The sequence below is a fragment of the Novosphingobium aquimarinum genome, from assembly GCF_009746585.1.
GTDB classification, from domain to species: Bacteria; Pseudomonadota; Alphaproteobacteria; order Sphingomonadales; family Sphingomonadaceae; genus Novosphingobium; species Novosphingobium aquimarinum.
On sequence record NZ_WRPO01000010.1, the window covers coordinates 73,054 to 91,038 of the forward strand.

12 protein-coding genes are annotated in these 17,985 nt (G+C 63.5%); 11 read left to right on the forward strand and 1 reads right to left on the reverse strand.

The window, feature by feature from the left end:
• Positions 1–4: 4 nt before the first annotated feature.
• The 8 genes from GQO94_RS11755 to GQO94_RS11790 all read left to right on the forward strand — a co-directional run bounded on the left by GQO94_RS11755 (position 5) and on the right by GQO94_RS11790 (position 12,568).
• Complete coding sequence (locus GQO94_RS11755) at positions 5–2,035, forward strand: serine hydrolase domain-containing protein (RefSeq protein ID WP_156841657.1); 2,031 nt, start codon at positions 5–7, stop codon at positions 2,033–2,035.
• Positions 2,035–3,036 carry a dipeptide epimerase gene (locus GQO94_RS11760; protein ID WP_156841659.1) on the forward strand — a complete coding sequence of 334 codons (1,002 nt, stop codon included), beginning with the start codon at positions 2,035–2,037 and terminating at the stop codon, positions 3,034–3,036. Before GQO94_RS11755 ends, GQO94_RS11760 begins: the two co-directional genes overlap by 1 nt.
• Positions 3,033–4,322 (forward strand): peptide MFS transporter, encoded by a 1,290-nt coding sequence (locus tag GQO94_RS11765; protein ID WP_156841661.1) that lies wholly within the window; start codon positions 3,033–3,035, stop codon positions 4,320–4,322. Before GQO94_RS11760 ends, GQO94_RS11765 begins: the two co-directional genes overlap by 4 nt.
• 72 nt (positions 4,323–4,394) lie before the next feature.
• Complete coding sequence (locus GQO94_RS11770; RefSeq protein ID WP_156841663.1) at positions 4,395–6,644, forward strand: TonB-dependent receptor; 2,250 nt, start codon at positions 4,395–4,397, stop codon at positions 6,642–6,644.
• Positions 6,645–6,647: 3 nt separating this feature from the next.
• Positions 6,648–7,697: a DUF1611 domain-containing protein gene (locus GQO94_RS11775; protein WP_232332901.1), complete on the forward strand. Its 1,050-nt coding sequence runs from the start codon at positions 6,648–6,650 to the stop codon at positions 7,695–7,697.
• A complete protein-coding gene (locus GQO94_RS11780) occupies positions 7,694–8,800 on the forward strand; it encodes a YkvI family membrane protein (protein ID WP_156841665.1) in 1,107 nt (368 codons plus the stop codon). Before GQO94_RS11775 ends, GQO94_RS11780 begins: the two co-directional genes overlap by 4 nt.
• On the forward strand, positions 8,800–10,374 hold the full coding sequence (locus GQO94_RS11785; RefSeq protein ID WP_156841667.1) for a serine hydrolase: 1,575 nt from the start codon (positions 8,800–8,802) through the stop codon (positions 10,372–10,374). The genes GQO94_RS11780 and GQO94_RS11785 overlap by 1 nt, the downstream gene beginning before the upstream one ends.
• A gap of 232 nt (positions 10,375–10,606) precedes the next feature.
• On the forward strand, positions 10,607–12,568 hold the full coding sequence (locus GQO94_RS11790) for a GGDEF domain-containing protein (protein ID WP_156841676.1): 1,962 nt from the start codon (positions 10,607–10,609) through the stop codon (positions 12,566–12,568).
• A 153-nt stretch (positions 12,569–12,721) separates the two neighbouring features.
• On the opposite strand, the gene GQO94_RS11795 is transcribed toward GQO94_RS11790, so the two are convergent.
• A complete protein-coding gene (locus GQO94_RS11795) occupies positions 12,722–13,642 on the reverse strand; it encodes a ribokinase (RefSeq protein ID WP_156841677.1) in 921 nt (306 codons plus the stop codon).
• A 232-nt stretch (positions 13,643–13,874) separates the two neighbouring features.
• Between GQO94_RS11795 and GQO94_RS11800 the strand changes: the two genes are divergently transcribed.
• From GQO94_RS11800 to GQO94_RS11810, 3 genes are all read left to right on the forward strand, one after another.
• Positions 13,875–14,147: a hypothetical protein gene (locus GQO94_RS11800; RefSeq protein ID WP_156841679.1), complete on the forward strand. Its 273-nt coding sequence runs from the start codon at positions 13,875–13,877 to the stop codon at positions 14,145–14,147.
• A 64-nt stretch (positions 14,148–14,211) separates the two neighbouring features.
• Complete coding sequence (locus GQO94_RS11805) at positions 14,212–16,530, forward strand: TonB-dependent receptor (protein WP_232332902.1); 2,319 nt, start codon at positions 14,212–14,214, stop codon at positions 16,528–16,530.
• 373 nt (positions 16,531–16,903) lie between these two features.
• A complete protein-coding gene (locus GQO94_RS11810) occupies positions 16,904–17,983 on the forward strand; it encodes a TauD/TfdA family dioxygenase (RefSeq protein WP_156841681.1) in 1,080 nt (359 codons plus the stop codon).
• Positions 17,984–17,985 lie beyond the last annotated feature (2 nt).

The window sequence follows — 17,985 nt, forward strand, 5'->3', positions numbered from 1 at the left end:
GAGAATGCGACATTTGAAGACCAGCCTTAGCCTCATGGTCATGGCGCTGCTGGCGACGATCGGCGGAATGTCGATCGCCCAGGCGCCAGCCGAGAACGCCACGCTGGAAACTCCGTTGACGCCCGAGCCGGCGGCACCTGCCAGACGCATTACGCCCTTTGGCCAAACCGCGCAGGATTTGACCGCACAAGACCTCGACGCCTGGCTCGATGGCTACATGCCCTATGCGCTGCGCTCCGGTGATCTCGCCGGCGCCGTGGTTACGGTGGTGAAGGACGGGCAAGTCATCACCGCCAAGGGCTATGGCTATGCGGATGTCGCCAAGCGCAAGCCTGTCGATCCGGCGCGCACGCTATTCCGGCCGGGCTCGGTGTCAAAACTGATCACCTGGACCGCGGTGATGCAGCAGGTCGAGGAAGGGAAGATCGACCTCGACGCGGACATTAACCAGTATCTGGACTTCAAGATCCCCGCGCGCCACGGCAAACCCGCCACCATGCGTCAGCTGATGACGCATACGGCCGGCTTCGAAGAGGCCTATAAGGACCTCATCAGCTACGATCCCAAGTCGCCGCAGCCGCTGGGCACGTACCTCAAGCGCTGGACCCCCGAACGCATTTTCGACGCGGGAACCACGCCCGCTTATTCGAACTGGGCGACGGCGCTGGCCGGGTACATCGTCGAGCGCACCTCGGGCATTCCTTTCGACGATTATGTCGAGCAGCGCATTTTTCAGCCGCTGAACATGCAGACCGCCAGCATGCGCCAGCCGCTGCCCGATCGGCTGAAACCGCTGATGTCGACCGGCTATCCGCTGGGATCGGGCAAAAGCACGGGCTTCGAATATGTCATTCCGGGCCCTGCCGGAGCGCTCTCCGCGTCGGGGCTCGACATGGCGAAGTTCATGATCGCGCATCTGAACAATGGGGGCGGCATCCTGTCCCCCGCGACCGCGAAGATGATGCACGACAGCCCGCTCGATAAAGTCAATCGCGCCTCGCTGATCCCGCCGCTCAATCGGATGGAACTCGGCTTCTTCGAAACCAACATCAACGGTCGCCAGGTCATTGCGCACCTGGGCGATACCGAGAATTTCCATACTTCGCTTCATCTCTTCATGAACGAGGGCGTCGGCCTCTACGTCTCGTTCAATTCGCTGGGCAAGGACGGCGCGGCGCAGACGGCACGCGGGCAATTGTTCACCGATTTTGCCGATCGCTACTTCCCCGCAACAGGCCCTGCCCCCGATGGTCGCGTCGATCCCGAGACGGCGAAGCAGCACGCGCAGATGATGTCGGGCTTGTGGGTGGGCAGCCGCCGCGGCCATTCGAACTTCCTCGATATCCTTAACTTGTTCGGCCAGAACGAAGTGACGGTGAACGAGGACGGCGGGCTCCTCGTGCCCGCGCTGACCGGCCCCGGCGGCGGCGTGCTCAAGTGGGACGAGATCGCTCCCTTCGTCTGGCGCCAGCGCGGGGGCCATGACCGGCTGGCGGCACAAGTCGTGGACGGCAAAGTCGTGCGCTGGAGCTTCGACATGATTTCGCCTTTCACCATGTTCGATCGGGTCGAAGCGCATCGCTCCAAAGCCTGGCTGCTGCCCGCGATCTACGCGAGCTTGGCCATACTGCTGCTCACCGCGCTGTACTGGCCTGCGACATGGTTCGTCAGGCGCCGCTACGCTTCGGAACTGAAGCTGTCGGGCAACGCCCGGCGCGCCTACCGGGCGAGCGGAGTGATGGCCTGGGCCGAACTGCTCACCATCGCCGGCTTCGCTACCCTGGTCATTTCAATGTTCTCGGATCTGCAACTGCTCAGTTCGCAAACCGACCCGTTGTTGTGGTTCGCCAAGATCGCCGCGAACATCGTCACGGTGGGTGCGGTGCTGATCGCGGGCTGGAACGCCTGGCTCACCTGGACGGGCGGGCGCAAGTGGACGGCGAAGCTGTGGAGCGTGCTGTTCCTCATTGCGACGCTGGTGATCCTCTACACCGCCATCACCTTCCACATCCTCGTGCTCTCGGTGCAGTACTGATGCGGCTGACACTGGAAACCGAAGCGCTTCGCCTCGCCGAGCCCTTTGCGATCTCGGGCTATGTCTTCGAACATGTCGAAGTCATGGTCACCACGCTCGAGGAGGGCGCGCATCGCGGCCGCGGTGAGGCGGCGGGGGTCTACTACCTCGGTGATGATCTCGCGCATATGCGCGCCGAGGCGGAAGCCGCAAGGGAGGCCATCGAGGCCGGGCTGACGCGCGAGGACTTGCGCTCGGTCCTGCCGCCCGGCGGCGCGCGCAATGCGATCGACGCTGCGCTGTGGGAACTGGAGGCATCTCGTGAAGGCAAGCCCGTATGGCAGCTTGCCGGTCTCGACGAACCCAAACCCGTCCGCACCACCATGACCATCGGCGCGGACAATCCGGAAGCCATGGCGAGGCGTGCCACCGGCTATGCCAGCGCCAAGGCGATCAAGGTCAAATTGACGGGCGAGCTGGAGCTCGACATCGCGCGCGTCGCGGCGATCCGCGCGGCACGGCCGGATGTCTGGCTGGGCGTGGACGGCAACCAAGGCTTCGCCATCGACGAACTCGATCGCCTGATTCAATCCCTGCAAGCGCATGATGTCGCCCTGTTGGAGCAACCGTTGCGACGCGGCCGCGAGGCCGATCTCGAAGGTCTTTCGTCGCCGATTCCGATCGCCGGCGACGAGAGCCTGATCAGCCTCGCGGACGTCGCGGGCGCGGTCGGCCGGTTCGATGTCGTCAATATCAAGCTCGACAAGTGCGGCGGCCTGACCGAAGGCCTGCTGATGGCCGCCGAAGCGCGGCGGCTCGGGCTCGGCGTTATGGTCGGCACGATGATCGCCACCAGCCTCGGCACCGCCCCGGGCTTCCTGCTCGGCCAGCTGGCGGACCTTGTCGATCTCGACGGTCCCATCCTCATCGCCCAGGATCGCGAGCCCAGCGTCACTTACGAAGACGGCATGCTCTATGCGGGCGCGCAAGTCTGGGGTTCCGGGGCGCCGGTCCGCGCATGAGCCCCGCGCAAGCCGGGGAGAAGACGTGGTTCGGTCAGCCGCGTGGGCTCACCGTGCTGTTCCTCACCAATATGTGGGAGCAGTTCTCCTACTACGGCATGCGCGCGCTGCTGGTCTATTACATGACCAAGGAGCTGATGTTCGGGCAGGCGCACGCTTCGCTCGTCTACGGATTCTACACCGCGACCGCCTACTTCACGCCGATCTTCGGCGGCGTCATCGCCGACCGCTATCTCGGCAAACGCCGCGCGATCCTGATCGGCGGCTCGGTGATGGCGCTCGGGCATTTCATGATGACGTTCGAGCCGCTGTTCTACGCTGCGCTCGTCACCATCGCGCTGGGCAACGGACTGTTCCTGCCGAGCCTGCCCAGCCAGATCGACGACCTCTACAAGAACGGCGACCCGCGCGTCGGCTGGGCCTACAATGTCTACTACGTCGGCGTGAACATCGGCGGCTTCATGGCCCCGCTGATTTGCGGAACATTGGGCGAGCTCTACGGCTGGCACTGGGGCTTCGGCGTCGCCGGCGTGGGAATGGTGCTGGGGCTCCTCATCTATATCTGGGGGCAGCGCTATCTGCCCGAGCAGTCGCGTCAATCGAGCGCGAGGTCGATCGACCCGCTGGCGGGATCGTTTTCGAAATTCCCGCGCGACGTCCTGTTGCTGCTCGGCGCGATCGCCCTGTCCGTCGTGGTGTTCCGCGGCGCCTACGAGCAGGTCGGCAATACCGTCGCCTTGTGGGCCGACAGCGGTGTCGATCGGCAAGTGGGCTCCGGCGAAGTGCCGATGACCTGGTTCCAGTCGCTCAATCCGCTGCTGGTCATGGTGATGACTCCCTTCCTGCTGACTTGGTGGCGGCAGCGCGCGGAGCGCGGCACGCGCGAGCAACCCGCGCGAAAGATGGCGACCGGCGCGCTCATCGTCGGCAGCGCCTATTTGATGCTCGGCGGCCTCGAAGCCTTGGGCGGGCCCACCCATTGGCTGTGGCTCGTCGGCTTCTTCGTGATCTTCACCTTCGGCGAACTCTACATCCTGCCCACCGGGCTCGGCCTGTTCGCGCGGCTTGCGCCTGCCGGGCTGGGCGCGACGACGGTGGCGCTGTGGTACCTCACCATTTTCGCGGGGAGCTTGTCGGCTGGGGTGGTTGGCACCTTGTGGAGCCGGATGGACCATGCGGTCTATTTCTTCCTCTTGGCTGCGCTCGCAGCGATCGCGGCGCTCTTGCTGCGCGCCATCAGTCCGATGGAACAGCGCGTTGAGGACAGACAGCGCGAAACGGATTGACATTTCTCTGATTAGGACAATAGTTTTCTAATCGGCCTTGGGCTTCTGGCATTCGATACATCGGGGACAACCATGCGACGCATTCGATCATCGCTTCTCATCACCACCGTGCTCGCCGCGACATTCATCGCGAGTTCGGCACAGGCGCAGGAGGCGACCCCGCGCGAACGTGCAGCGAGCGGATCGGACGAGGTCATCATCGTGACCGCACAGAAGCGCGAGCAGACCCTGATCGATGTGCCGCAATCGGTTTCGGTCGTGAGCGGCGGCGCGCTGGAGCGTAACAGCGCCCAGACGTTTCAGGACTATCTCAAGCTGGTTCCGGGCCTCCAGGCCACTCAGTCCAATCCCGGCGAAGCGCGGCTGACACTGCGCGGTATCAACACCGGCGGCGTCGCGTCGACGGTCGCCACCTATATCGACGAAACGCCGTTCGGTTCATCGACCAGCCTCGTCAACGGCGCGATCCTGGCGGCCGAGATCGATACCTTCGACATCGCGCGCATCGAAGTGCTGCGCGGGCCGCAGGGCTCGCTCTATGGTGCCAACGCGCTGGGCGGCGTGCTCAAGTACGTGACTAACGAGCCCGATCCCGATGCGCTGGAAGCGCGCGTGCGCGGCGGTGTCGAGACGGTCGACGGCGGGAAATTGAGCTATCTCGGCTCGGCGGTCGTCAACGTCCCACTCGGCGAAACCTTCGCGGTGCGCGCCACCGGCTTCTACCGGGACATGGCAGGCTTCATCGATTCCATCGGCACCGCAGGGTCCGACGTCGCCAAGGACATCAACGGCTACAAAAGCTACGGTGGCCGCATTTCCGCGCTGTTCGAGCCCAGCCCGATGGTCTCGGTGCGCCTCAGCGCATTCCTTCAGAATCTCGAAGGAGAAGCGGGCAACACGATCGAAACCGATCCGCTTACCTTGCGCAAGCTCAATGGCCGATTCACCCAATCGCAGTACGTTCCCGTCTTCACCGACGTCGATTACCGGCTCTATTCGGGCACCGTCACCGCCGATCTCGGTTTTGCCGATCTTACGTCGGTCACCAGCTACGGCAAATTGAACGAAACCTTGCGCGACGATTTCACCGTCTTCTACGGCGTTCAGCTCGGGCTCTACGGAGACGGGCCCGACCGAGCAGTCGATATTGGTCTCGATCAGAAGAACACTATCGAACGCTTCACCCAGGAAGTGCGGCTTTCGAACGAAACCGACCTTCTCGACTGGCTGGTCGGCGGATATTACAACAAGGAGGATTCCGGGATCCACCAGCGGCTCGACGCCCTGGTCCGTGGGACGCTCGACGTTTCCGACTTGCTCCCGCAACTCGCCGACATCACGTTGGATTCCGAATACGAGGAAATCGCCGCCTTCGCCAACGCGACGGTGCATCTGGCCGAACGCTTCGATCTCACTTTCGGCGGGCGCTACAGCCATAACAAGCAGAGCGCCGAGCAGATTGCGACTGGCCTGCTCGGCGCACCGCCATCGGCATCGAGCAGCAGCGAGGACGTGTTCACCTGGTCGGTCGCACCGCAGTTCGAGTTTTCCGACAACGCGACGCTTTATGCGCGTGTCGCCAAGGGCTTCCGCCCCGGCGGCCCTAACCTGCTGCCTCCCGACGCTCCGGCGGATACGCCGAGAACGTTCGATTCGGATTCTCTGGTCAGCTATGAACTGGGTCTCAAGGCCCAGACCCCGGACCGCAGCTTCTCGATCGACATTACCGCCTTCCATATCGACTGGAAGGACATCCAGTTGCTGGCCGTGGTCAACGACTACGGCGTCAACGCCAATGGCGGCAAGGCCAAGAGCGACGGCGTCGAATTCACCGCGACGATGCGTCCGACGCAAGGCTTCGTCGCTTCGGTTAACGGCGCTTATACCCATGCGCGGCTGGCGCAGGATACGCCCGCCGTCGTCGGCGGCTTCGACGGCGATCGCTTGCCGTTCACGCCGAAATGGTCGGTCGCGACCAATGTCGATTACGACTGGGCGCTGGGACCGGATACCGATGCCTATATCGGTGGTTCGATTAGGCTCGTCGGCGATCGCGCCGCCAATTTCAGCCCGGAGTTCATCGCCGTGAACGCACGCCAGCCCGAACTTGACGGATACGCCACGGTCGACTTGCGCGCCGGTGTCATTCGCGGGCCATTCTCGGTCGAACTGTATGCCAAGAACCTCACCAATTCGGCAGGGCGGACCGATCTGTCGATCTCGTCGGGCTATCCCGCGCTGGGAGAGTTTCCCAATGGCGCGGTGGGTGCGGGTGTGATCCGGCCTCGGACCTTCGGCATCACGCTGGGCGCCGGGATCTGATCGGTGCCTGACGCAGCCTTGATCCAGCGCGACGAAAGCGACAGCACGGCCTTGCCCGCCCCCTACTTGCTGTTCCTGGGAGACACGACCGAAGCCGCCTTCGCGAAGACCGCCTTCGGTCTGAGGGACTGGGCAAGCGATCGCTGCATCGGCGAATATGCCCTCGCCGATGCGACCGTGACCACCGGCCTCGAACCGATGACGCCCGCACACGCGGCTCGTCGGGGCGCGCGGGCGATGGTGGTCGGCGTCGCCAATCCTGGCGGGCTCATTCCGGACAGCTGGCTGCCGCCGCTGGTCGAAGCGCTCGCCGCCGGGCTCGATCTGGTTGCCGGAATGCATGTTCGCCTGGCCGATCTCGAGCCGGTGCGCGAGGCGGCCCGCCGTTACGGCCGCAAGCTGTTCGACATCCGCACACCGCCCGCAAACATTCCGGTCGGCACGGGGCGCAAGCGCAGCGGGCGCCGGCTGCTCACGGTGGGCACCGATTGCGCTCTGGGCAAGAAATACACGGCGCTGTCGATCGCTCGCGGTCTGCAGGCGCGCGGGCTCGACGCCACGTTCCGCGCCAGCGGCCAGACCGGGATCCTGATCGCGGGCGGCGGCATCGCCATCGATTCGGTCGTGGCCGATTTCGCGAGCGGCGCGGCCGAGCTTCTGAGCCCGGACGCCGATCCCGATCATCTCGACGTCATCGAGGGCCAGGGTTCGCTGTTCCATCCGTCCTACGCGGCGGTGTCGCTCGCCCTCCTCCATGGCAGCCAACCAGATCTGTTCGTCGTGTGCCACAAGCCGGGACGCGAACAGATCCTTGGGCATCCCGGCTACGCACTGCCGTCTATCGAGGACGTGATCGATCTCACCATTCGCGCAGGACGCCTCACCAATGGCGCGATCCGCTGCGCCGGCGTGAGCCTTGCGACCAACGAATTGGACGATGACGCAGCAGCGCGAGTCATCGCGGAAACATCCGCGCGCGTGTCGCTCCCGGTCGCCGATCCGGTGCGCGGCGGCGAGGCATTCGAACGGCTGCTGGACGCCTGCACATCGTGAGCGTCGCCGCCGATCGCTTTCGCCGCTTCCTCCTTCCGGGGCTGGCTTTCAAGGCGGTGGTGATCGGCGGCGGCTACGCGACCGGCCGCGAGCTTGCCGAGTTCTTCCTGCCTCATGGGCCGTGGGGCGGTGTCGCGGCGATGGGGCTTGCGACACTCATCTGGTCGCTGGTGGCGGCCGCCACGTTCGCGGTCGCTTTTCGCACAGGCGCCCGCGACTATCGCCATTTCTTTCAGGAGCTTCTGGGACGTAGCTGGTTCCTGTTCGAGATCGCCTATGCGGTTTTCATCGTCCTGATCCTTGCGGTATTCGGCGCCGCGGCAGGCGAGATCGCGAAAGCGACGCTGGGATTGCCGGGCATCGCCGGCACCCTCGCGCTCATGGCGGCGATCGTCGCCTGCGTCGCTTTCGGCAACGACAGCGTCGAGCGGGTCTTCATGGTTCTCTCGGTGCTGCTATACCTGACATACGCCATCTTCCTGGCCCTCTCGCTGGCCGGCGTGGGTGGCCGCATCGCAGACACCTTTGCGGCCGCTGCCCCGCCTGGGGCGGGCTGGTCCCTCGGCGCGCTCGCATATGCCAGCTACAACATCGTCGGCGCAGTCGTGATCCTGCCGATCACGCGTCACTTCCGCAGCCAGCGCGACGCCGTCAGGGCTGGCCTCATCGCCGGACCGCTCGCGATGCTGCCCGCCCTGCTCTTCTTCGTCAGCATGGTCGCCTTCCTGCCCGAGGTCACCGCCGCCGTCCTGCCTTCGGACTTCATCCTCGGGCGGCTTGGCCACCCTGCGTTCAACGCGCTGTTCCAGCTGATGATTTTTGCCGCCCTGCTCGAAAGCGGCATCGGCGCGGTGCACGCCGTCAACGAGCGAATTGCCAAAACGCGCGGCATCGAGATCACCGCTGCCGTTCGCGCCGCGCTCGCTTTTGCGCTGCTGCTGCCCTGCATGCTGGTCGCCGACGGGATCGGTCTCGTCGCGCTGATCGCGTCGGGCTACCGCGTGCTCGCCTGGATTTTCATCGCCGTCTACATCATTCCGCTTCTCGCCTACGTGCTTTTGCGCCGCGGCGGGAGCGGGCCAATCCTGCAATCGGAGCCCTAATGAAGCGTCTGCTGCCTCTTGTCCTCGTGTTCTCCACGTGTGTCGCCGCCCCTGCGCTCGCCGCTCCGCCTGCAAACATCGATGCGCGGATCGAGGAACTGCGCACGCTGTCCGACACCCCCGGCATGGCGGTTGCGATCGTCGAGGATGGGGAAGTCATGCTGGCCAAGGGTTACGGTGTGCGCTCCATCCGCTCGGACAAGAAGGCCGATGCCGATACGCTGTTCATGATCGGCTCGACCGGCAAGGCGTTTACGTCCGCCGCGCTCGCGACCTTGGTCGATGCCGGCAAGATCGGCTGGGACGACAAGGTGATCGACCACCTGCCGGGCTTCCAGATGTACGACGCCTGGGTTTCGCGCGAGATGACCGTGCGCGACTTGCTGGTCCATCGCAGCGGACTGGGCCTGGGCGCGGGCGACATGATGATCGTCCCGCGCAGCAACTTGTCGCGGCAGGACGTGGTCGAACGCCTGCGCTACCTGAAACCGGCGACCAGCTTTCGCAGCGGCTATGCCTACGACAACATCCTCTACATCGTCGCCGGGCGGCTGATCGAGGTCGTAAGCGGGCAGCGCTGGGAAGACTACATGCGCGATCATGTCTTCAAGCCGGGAGGCTTTGCGAGCGCGACTGCGGACAAGGATCGCCAGCTCAGCGCGCCGAACCGCGCGCAACCGCATGGCCGCGTGGGTGGCCCGGTTCGCGGCACCGGGCCGATCAAGCTGCTCGACGAAACCGACCGGCTCGGTCAGGCGGGTGCGCCTGCGGGGCTGATCGCGGCCAGTGCCAAGGACCTGGCGCGTTGGCTGCAGATCCAGTTGGCCCATGGCGCGATTCCGGCTGACGGCAGGCTCTACAGCGAGGCGGCCGCAAAGGAAATGTGGACGCCGGTGACGCCGGTGCCGATCGAACCCTGGCCCGGCGTGCTCGCCGAAACCGCGCCACACTTTGCCGCCTATGCGCTGGGTTGGGACGTTCAGGACTACAAGGGCCACAAGATCGTGTGGCACGCGGGTGGTCTGTTCGGCTTCACCACTGTCGTGGTGATGATCCCGGAGAAGAACGTCGGCTTCGCGATCTCGATCAACAGTGAAGAGATCGAGCCGCGCTACGGCCTGATGTACGAGTTGCTCGACCAGTACCTCGGTTTGCCCCAACGCGACTGGGCGAAGCCGTTCGGCGATTTCAAGCGGGATCGGATCGCCGCAGCCGAAAAGCTGGTCGCCGAAACGCAAGCCAAGCCCGCAGCCATCGGACCATCGCTTCCGCTCGATCGCTATGTCGGTACCTATCGGGATCCCTGGTACGGCGATATCGCGGTCACGCAAGCAGCCGAAGGGCTCAGGGTCGACTTCAAGACCACGCCCAACATGCAGGCGCCGCTGAAGCACTATCAGTACGATACGTTCATCGCCCGTTTCACCGATCCTTCGATCGAGCCGGCCTATCTGACGTTCTCGCTCGACGCCGAAGGCAAGGTCGAGCGGATCACTGCGAAGCCGGTCTCACCGATCGCCGATTTCAGCTTCGACTATCAGGATCTGCTGTTCACTCCGGTGACCACGAAATGAGGCAAACCGTAGCGCTGTGGTTGGAGGGCGCGCAGGATCGGGAAACCTGAAGCGCGGGGTTTGATATGCGCTGCGCAAGGCCACGGCCGCTGTGTTTCGATGGTGTCCGATGAGCCTCGGCGGCCCGCACGGAGGCCGGTCGACCGACCGCATCGGTGCCTTATTCATAACCCGATCTTAACCATCTATCCGTAGCGCTACGGGGACATGGGGATGTGAGGACCGGGGACTTGTGAAGTACGAAGGCATTCTTGTTCCCGGCGAGATTGGTCGCTTTGCGGAAGATGCCTTCGGCCGCAAGCGGATATCTTTCACGCGCAAGGTGGCGTTGCGGATGATCGTCCTGGCGCTCTGCGCTGCCGGGATCGTCGCGCTCTTTTCCTTCCACGCCGCCAAAACCGAAGCGGAGACCACGCTGGTCGCCGAGTGGAAAACGCAGATCGGACTGCGTGGCCGATACGAAAGCCGTCGCTTCCTGCTCGCCGAGCAAATGGCGGATCGCATGGCCGACAGCTTCCTGGCGGCTTATGCCAATCCCGATGCTGCGTCCTCGGACACGTTCTCCGACTATTTCTATCAGCCCGGTGATGGGACGATACGCCTGCGCCCCGAATTCTATTCGGGAGACGGCGACGGGAACGAGACGCGCCCCGAAGGTACGGGCGTGTCCGGTTTCATCGCCCGCGATCGACCGCCGCTAACCCCCGAATTGCAGCGCCGCCTCATTCTCAGCTACGAGACTGTGGCCAAGTTCGGGCCGGGCGCCTCGGCGGAATTCGCCAACGTCCATGTCAGTCTGCCCGAAAACGCACTGATCATTCACTGGCCCGGAGTGCCCTGGGGCCTGAATGCGGCGAGCGATCTGAACATGACCAACCTTTCGGTCCTCCGCTCCACGCTGCAAGCTTACAACCCCGAGCGAAAACCGGTCTGGACCGGCCTCTATTTCGACGCCACCGCGCCGAACTGGACCATCACTTACGAAAAGCCGATCGATCGCAAAGGGCGCCACCTCATCACTCCGAGTGTCGACGTGAGCCTGACCGACCTGATCGGCGATGTCGTCAACGGCGGGCCCGACGGAACGTTCGACCTGATCCTGTCGCGCGATGGCATGCTCGTGGCGTATCCCACGGGCTTCAAGGGTCTTCCGAAAGACGCCGGCCAGATCGAGATCACGGAAACTGGCCACCCTGCCCTGAAGAAAATCTACCAGCGGCTGATGCGGACCGATCCGTCTCAGGTCGATCAGGCAAATGTGGTGTTCGATCCGGACCTCGATGCCTACATCGCCAGTTCCGGCATCGATGGGCCGGACTGGTGGCTGATCACCATCCACCCCCAAGCGCAAGTCGAGGCCCGTGCCCTGCGCACCGCTGCGTCGATATTGGCCCTCATCGCGCTCCTTTTCGGCGCGTTCATCCTCACGGCGATCTTCGTGCTGCGGACCAGCGTCTCTTTCCCGATCAAGACTATGACGCAGGCCACCCATCACCTGGCCGAGGGCCACTACGGGTCCGTCGCAGGCAACGACCACAACCTTCCGGTTTGCCGTACGGACGAGATCGGAACGCTCGCGCGCAGCTTCCAGCGGATGGCCGACAAGGTCGAGGACATGCGAACCAGCCTGGAGCGCACCGTTGCGGAGCGAACCGTGGAACTCGAACTCGCCAACCAGCAGCTGCGGGACCAGAGCCGCAAGGACGCCTTGACCGGTGCGCTGAACAGGCGCGCGTTCGACCAGGATTTGCGCCAAGCGATGCTGGATGCCGCACAAGGTACCGCCATCACCCTGGCTCTGTTCGACGTCGACTTCTTCAAGCCCTTCAATGATCACTACGGCCATGTGGCGGGCGACAGGGCGCTCGAAGAGGTCGTCTCCGAAATCGACGCGGCTCTGCCTGGCGCCTCGATCTATCGCTATGGCGGCGAAGAGATCGCGGCCATCATTCCGTGCTCAGCCACGAATGGCGCGCGCCGCGCGGTCGAGGGGGCGGTGCAAGCGGTCGCCCGGGCGGGCATCCCTCATACGATGAGCCCCTTCGGCAGCCTGACCGTGAGTTCGGGCGCGATGATCATCCCCGACGATGTCGATGACAGCGTAGAGGGTCTGCGAACCGTCCTGGAAACCGTGGACAAGGCGCTTTACGCTGCGAAGGATGCCGGTCGGAACCGCTCCGAATGGCTCTCGTGACCGCCTGCGGGCCGTCTGCTTGGGAGCAGCGCAGCATCCTGGCGGCTGGCGGTCGGGCGAAGTGGGACGCGTCGCACGGCACCGCCTTTTGAGAGCGTGAGGTTCAGCGGAGCATCGTAGTCCTGCATGCCTCTTCCCAGCGGGACGGATCTTTCATCCCGTGATCGAAGCCAGAAATGCGTCGACGGCGGGGCGTGCGGGAATGGAAGGGGCGGCGCCGCGACCCGTTACCGAAAGCGCGGCTGCGGCATTGGCCAGCCGTAGCGCCGATTTGGGATCGATTGCCTGGTCGACGCAAGACGCGACCACGCCGCAGAAACAGTCTCCCGCGCCGCTGGTATCCACCACATCGTCGATCCTGAAGCCCGGAAACACCATCGCCTCGTCGGCCCAGACGGCGGCCGAACCGGACGCTCCCAGCGTCACGACCACGGCCTGCTTGGGCCTGCTCAGAATACGCCGCGCAACCAGCAGGTCTTCAAGTCCCTCGGGCTCGCGATCGAGCTGGAGGTATTCCGCGAACTCGCTCTGGTTGAAGATCAGCATGTCAGTCAGGTCGAAGAGGCGGCGTCCCTCCGGCAAGGCGGGTGCGAAGTTCACGATCTTGCGAACCGGAGCGCTCGCCTCGTGCGACAGCAGCGCGGCCATGGCATCGATGTCGGTTTCCAGCTGCATCAGCAGGACACGGGTGCCGGGGTCCCATACCGCCAGCGCCATTTCGCTTGTCGCCAGCCGGTTCGCGCCCGTTTCGACCGCGATGAAGTTGTCTCCGCCAGGCTCGATCAGGATCGTAGCGCGCCCGCTCGTCGCACCGGAGATGGTAGCAAGGCCGCGCGTATCGACACCTTCGTCTTCCAGTGCCGAGCGCAGCAGTGCCCCGGCTTCATCCTCCCCGATCGCGCCGGCCATCCGCGTCTTCGAGCCGAAACGGGCCGCGGCAACGGCCTGGTTGAGACCTTTGCCGCCAACGGCCTGTGCGGCATCATCGACCAGGACGGTCTGGCCCCACGTCGCACGCGATGGCACGCGAAGCGCGACATCGAGATTGAGCGAGCCAAAAACGGTAACAGACATTCTCAATCCCTCCTTAAGCCCTGTCGCCCTTGATCCACCTACAGTGCATTCGTGCGATGCCGCGCGTGTCGTCATGCACGATGCAGGTGCGCATGCTCGGCTCGGCTCAGATAAGCAGCGTTTGCTTTCGCAGCGCAGCCGTAATCACGACACCGATCACCGACAAGCGCAGGTTTTTGCGGTGGAATCAGAAAAAAGTGCGTCGCGACCGCTGATTTAACGAAGACTTGTCATGGGGCGCACTCTCTTCGTTGCAGCGTCGGCATCCGATTGCGCGAACGCGCGGGCCGTGAAAGGTTGCGTCATCGGTCCTGCACAGGGATCGCATCAATTTTTTACGGTATCAAGATCGATGTTTGCAATGGGATTGGCTTTGCAGATCAAAGGACTGGACAGCTTTTTTGATGGCGAAGCGACGGATCACGAAGCTCGAGAAATCTGCGCGAGCAGGCTGAGCGAGGGCATGAGTCATGCCTTTCGGTTTGAAGACGAAGAACAAGCCTAACATGGCATAGCCGGCACCAGACCGGTCGCGGGAGGGGATCAGCAACCATAACATGGGGGTCCCAATGCGTAGGACGTTTGCCAGAAAACTCATGCTTGCCAGTTCGGCGAGCGCCTTCATTGCCGTTGCCGCACCAGCCTTCGCCGAAACGGAAGCGGATGCCGAAGATGCAGCGCCGGCCGCCGCGGACGCAGCCAGCAGCGCGCGTTTGCAGGATATCGTGGTCGCGGGCGAAAAGCGCGAAACCAATCTGCAGGATGTGCCTCTGGCCATCACCGCGATCGACGGCGAGACCTTGGTTCAACGCAACTTCCGCAGCCTCGACGACTTGTCCGGCTACGTTCCGGGACTCAACGTCACGAACAACCAGGGCGCCGAGCGGGTCTTCACGATCCGCGGCATCGGCTACGAGACCGCGTCGAACCCCAATAGCTTTCCGGGCGTCGCCTTTCACATCAATGGCATCTACATCGCGCACAGCCATGCTGCGGCACAGGACCTGATCGACATCGATCGCATCGAGGTTCTGCGCGGACCGCAAGGGACCGTCTTCGGCGAGACCTCGACAGGCGGCGCGATCAACGTGATCCTGAAGCAACCGCAACTGGGCGTGACCGAAGGACGCGCCTCCGCCAGCTACGGCAACTACAATTTCGTCAAGCTCGACGGCGCGGTCAACGCCCCGCTGACGGACAGCCTCGCGGTGCGCATGGCCGCGCAATACCTCTACCACGACGGCTATGGCTACTCGATCGGCGTGCCGGGCACCGACAAGTACGACCTCGACGATGCGAACCGCTACACCGGCCGCATCGCCATCTTGTGGCAGCCGTCCAGCACGTTCAGCGCGACACTCGAAGCACAGGGGTTCACTGCCGACCAAAGCGGTCCGCTGCAAAAGAGCGTTACCGACACGACGCCCGGCGCGCGCGTCGTCGATCAGGACCTGGAGCAGATCTACCAGCTCGACACGAGCATGTTCTCGCTCACGCTCAATAACGACTTTTCCGATACGGTCGTGGGCAAGTCGGTGACGGCTTACCAGTACATGCATCACTACCAGATTACGGAATCCGATCGCACCTCGGACCCCAGCCTGCTCGATCACCTGCTGCCCTGGGAAGATATTTCCAAGACGTTCTCGCAGGAAGTCACGCTCAGTTCGCGCAATACGCAGCTTCTGGAATGGACCGTCGGTGGACTGTACCTGCGCCAGCGGGCCCGGCAGAACATCTTCGAACTGGCAGGACCCTATAACGCCGCGGGCGTGACGCCGGACGGCCAGAACTTCGTGTTTCAGACGGATAGCCCTTATCAGCACACCTCGGTCGGCGTTTACGGTCAGGCAATCGTGCATCCCACCGAAAGCCTGTCGATCACCGCGGGCGCACGGTACAGCTGGGACAAGATTACGGCACAGCCCTACCAGTTCTACAACGTGATCCCTCCGCGCGAGACCAAGAGCGACGCGATCACCGGCAAGATCAGCGTCGACTACGAACTGACGCCGTTCAACTCGGTCTATGTCACCGCCTCGAACGGCTACAAGCCGGCAGGCCTCTCGTTCGTGTCTGACGCGCCCTTCGAGGCGGGAAGCTTCTCGTCCGGCCCGCAGATCGTCGGCCAGTCATTCAAGAAAGAAACGGTCAAGGCGCTCGAGCTCGGTACCAAGAACGAATTCTTCGATCGACGCGTGCGTCTCAATGTCGCCGGGTACTACTACTGGTACAAGGACTTCCAGTTCACCGCCGAGGATCCCGTGCCATTCGCGGGCGGAACCGACAACATTCCCAAAGCGGAAGTCTGGGGCGTCGAGGCGGAAACCACCATCAAGCTCACGCCGCAGCTTCAGTTCGAAGGAAACGCCGCGTGGTCAAAAAGCAGCATTACCAGCGACTACAACCTGATCGACAACATCATCGCCAGCCAGATCAGGCAGTCGCTCTTTGCAAGCTTGGGCTTTCCCTACAATTACTACTATAATGCCACGATCGAGCAGGCGGTGCTCGATTCCGCAGAGAACGCGCGCGGCAAATCCTTGCCTAAGATGCCCGAGTGGCAGGCCAATGCCGCGCTCACTTACACAGCGGACCTCGGCGGTGGCGAACTCACCCTGCGCGGCGAAGTGACGTATCGCGGCGAATACAACTACCGCGTGATCGGCGATTCGGTGAACGACCGGGTGCCCTCCTACACCCTGTTCAACGGCTTCATCGCTTACAAGCCGTACGAATCGCCGTTCCGGTTTTCGGTTACGGCCACCAATATCGGCGACAAGGACGCGACCGCTTCGCTTTTTGCCGATCCCTTTGGTTCGGCAACGGTCAGCCGCCAGTACGTCGCGCCGCGCCAGGTCATCGGTACAGTTGCACTGGAGTTCTAAGTCCAAGCCGGCCCAGCGCACCGAGGGCGTGTTGCAGATGCAGCACGCCCTTTCTTGCTTTGGCCCTCGGGCCTGCTGATCGACTGCGTAACGTAGCCCATCAGCGGCAAGGCGCCGCGTCCGGCGGGGGACGATTCCAGGCGCTAAGACTGCAAATCTGTTTCCCTGCGAGCAACTTGTCATGCAGTTTGTTCGCAAAGCTGTCCGTCCCCGCGAGAATTTGCATGAGCGAATTCCCCTCGCCGCAATTTAGCCGGCCGTGAAACGTCACTCCCGCTAGGATGCAAAGTGCCAGTGCGCCGGGAGGCAAGACAAAAGAGCCGCATCCCGATCATATGCGCTACAAACAGGCTGCAAGGAGCTGAGCCAGAGCATGTCCGTCATCGCAACCCCGCCGCCCGTGAACACTGACGCCGCCTGGCGCGGCGACGCGTTGATGCGGGGCTCGGATTGGATCTACGAACTCGCTCCGGAACAGGTCGCGGAACTGGAAGGCCTGGGGCGTCGATTCCTGGACGAGGATCCCGACCTGCGCTCGGTCCAGGCATCCGATTATCCGCTCGAAACCTGCGGGGAGGCGGTCGACTCCTGGCGGCACGACGTCGACTTCGGCCGCGGCTTCGTGTTGGTTCGCGGCCTGAGGTCGGACTATTATTCCGACGCGCTCTCGGCCGCGATCTATTACGTGCTGGGCCTGCACATGGGCGATCCGATCCGCCAGAACGAGATGGGCGACCTGATCGATCACGTCTACGCAACTTCGGACAAGAAGATGGACGATCCCACCGCGCTTTCGGCCAAAGTGCGCGACAAGCTGGAATATCACTCGGACAGTTCCGACATGGTGTCGCTGATGTGCCTGCGCGGTGCGAAGGATGGCGGGCTCTCCTGCCTGGTATCGGGTGCGCAGATCTACAACGAAATCCTGCAGCGCCGCCCGGACCTTGCGCACCACTTGCTCGAACCCTTCCATTGGGATTGGCGCCGCCAGGATCACGATGCCCCCGCCAATACCTATACCTCGCCGGTGGTCAGCATGCAGGAGGGCGTGTTCAGCATGTACGCGGGCTCGCTCTATATCCTCACCGCGCAGGAATACGAAGGCGTGCCGCAACTGACGGAAGGGCAATTGGAAGTTCTGCGGCTCTTCGACGAAATCACGTATGAGCCGGGCATGGCGATCGAGATGGATTTCCGCCCCGGCGACATCCAGTGGCTTTCGAACTACGCCGCGCTTCATGCCCGCACCAGCTTCGAGGACTTTCCCGAGCCGCAGCGCAAGCGTCACTTGCTGCGTCTCTGGCTGTCGAGCAAGACCGACCGGCCCGTGGTCAAAGGCTTCGGCAAGAACGGCGTCGTCCAGCATCGCTCGAGCACGCGCGATGGCAGCCCGGAGCATCCCGACGCGCGCTTTTCCGTCCATGCGATGGCAGTGCCGCGGCTGATTTCCTGAGC

What these genes read in the sequence shown, in the direction of transcription:
- GQO94_RS11810 (WP_156841681.1), top strand. Translation starts at nt 16,904, where the DNA reads ATGTCCGTCATCGCAACCCCGCCGCCCGTGAACACTGACGCCGCCTGG.
- GQO94_RS11785 (WP_156841667.1), top strand. Translation starts at nt 8,800, where the DNA reads ATGAAGCGTCTGCTGCCTCTTGTCCTCGTGTTCTCCACGTGTGTCGCC.
- GQO94_RS11805 (WP_232332902.1), top strand. Translation starts at nt 14,212, where the DNA reads ATGCGTAGGACGTTTGCCAGAAAACTCATGCTTGCCAGTTCGGCGAGC.
- GQO94_RS11760 (WP_156841659.1), top strand. Translation starts at nt 2,035, where the DNA reads ATGCGGCTGACACTGGAAACCGAAGCGCTTCGCCTCGCCGAGCCCTTT.
- GQO94_RS11795 (WP_156841677.1), bottom strand. Translation starts at nt 13,642, where the DNA reads ATGTCTGTTACCGTTTTTGGCTCGCTCAATCTCGATGTCGCGCTTCGC.
- GQO94_RS11770 (WP_156841663.1), top strand. Translation starts at nt 4,395, where the DNA reads ATGCGACGCATTCGATCATCGCTTCTCATCACCACCGTGCTCGCCGCG.
- GQO94_RS11755 (WP_156841657.1), top strand. Translation starts at nt 5, where the DNA reads ATGCGACATTTGAAGACCAGCCTTAGCCTCATGGTCATGGCGCTGCTG.
- GQO94_RS11800 (WP_156841679.1), top strand. Translation starts at nt 13,875, where the DNA reads ATGGGGCGCACTCTCTTCGTTGCAGCGTCGGCATCCGATTGCGCGAAC.
- GQO94_RS11765 (WP_156841661.1), top strand. Translation starts at nt 3,033, where the DNA reads ATGAGCCCCGCGCAAGCCGGGGAGAAGACGTGGTTCGGTCAGCCGCGT.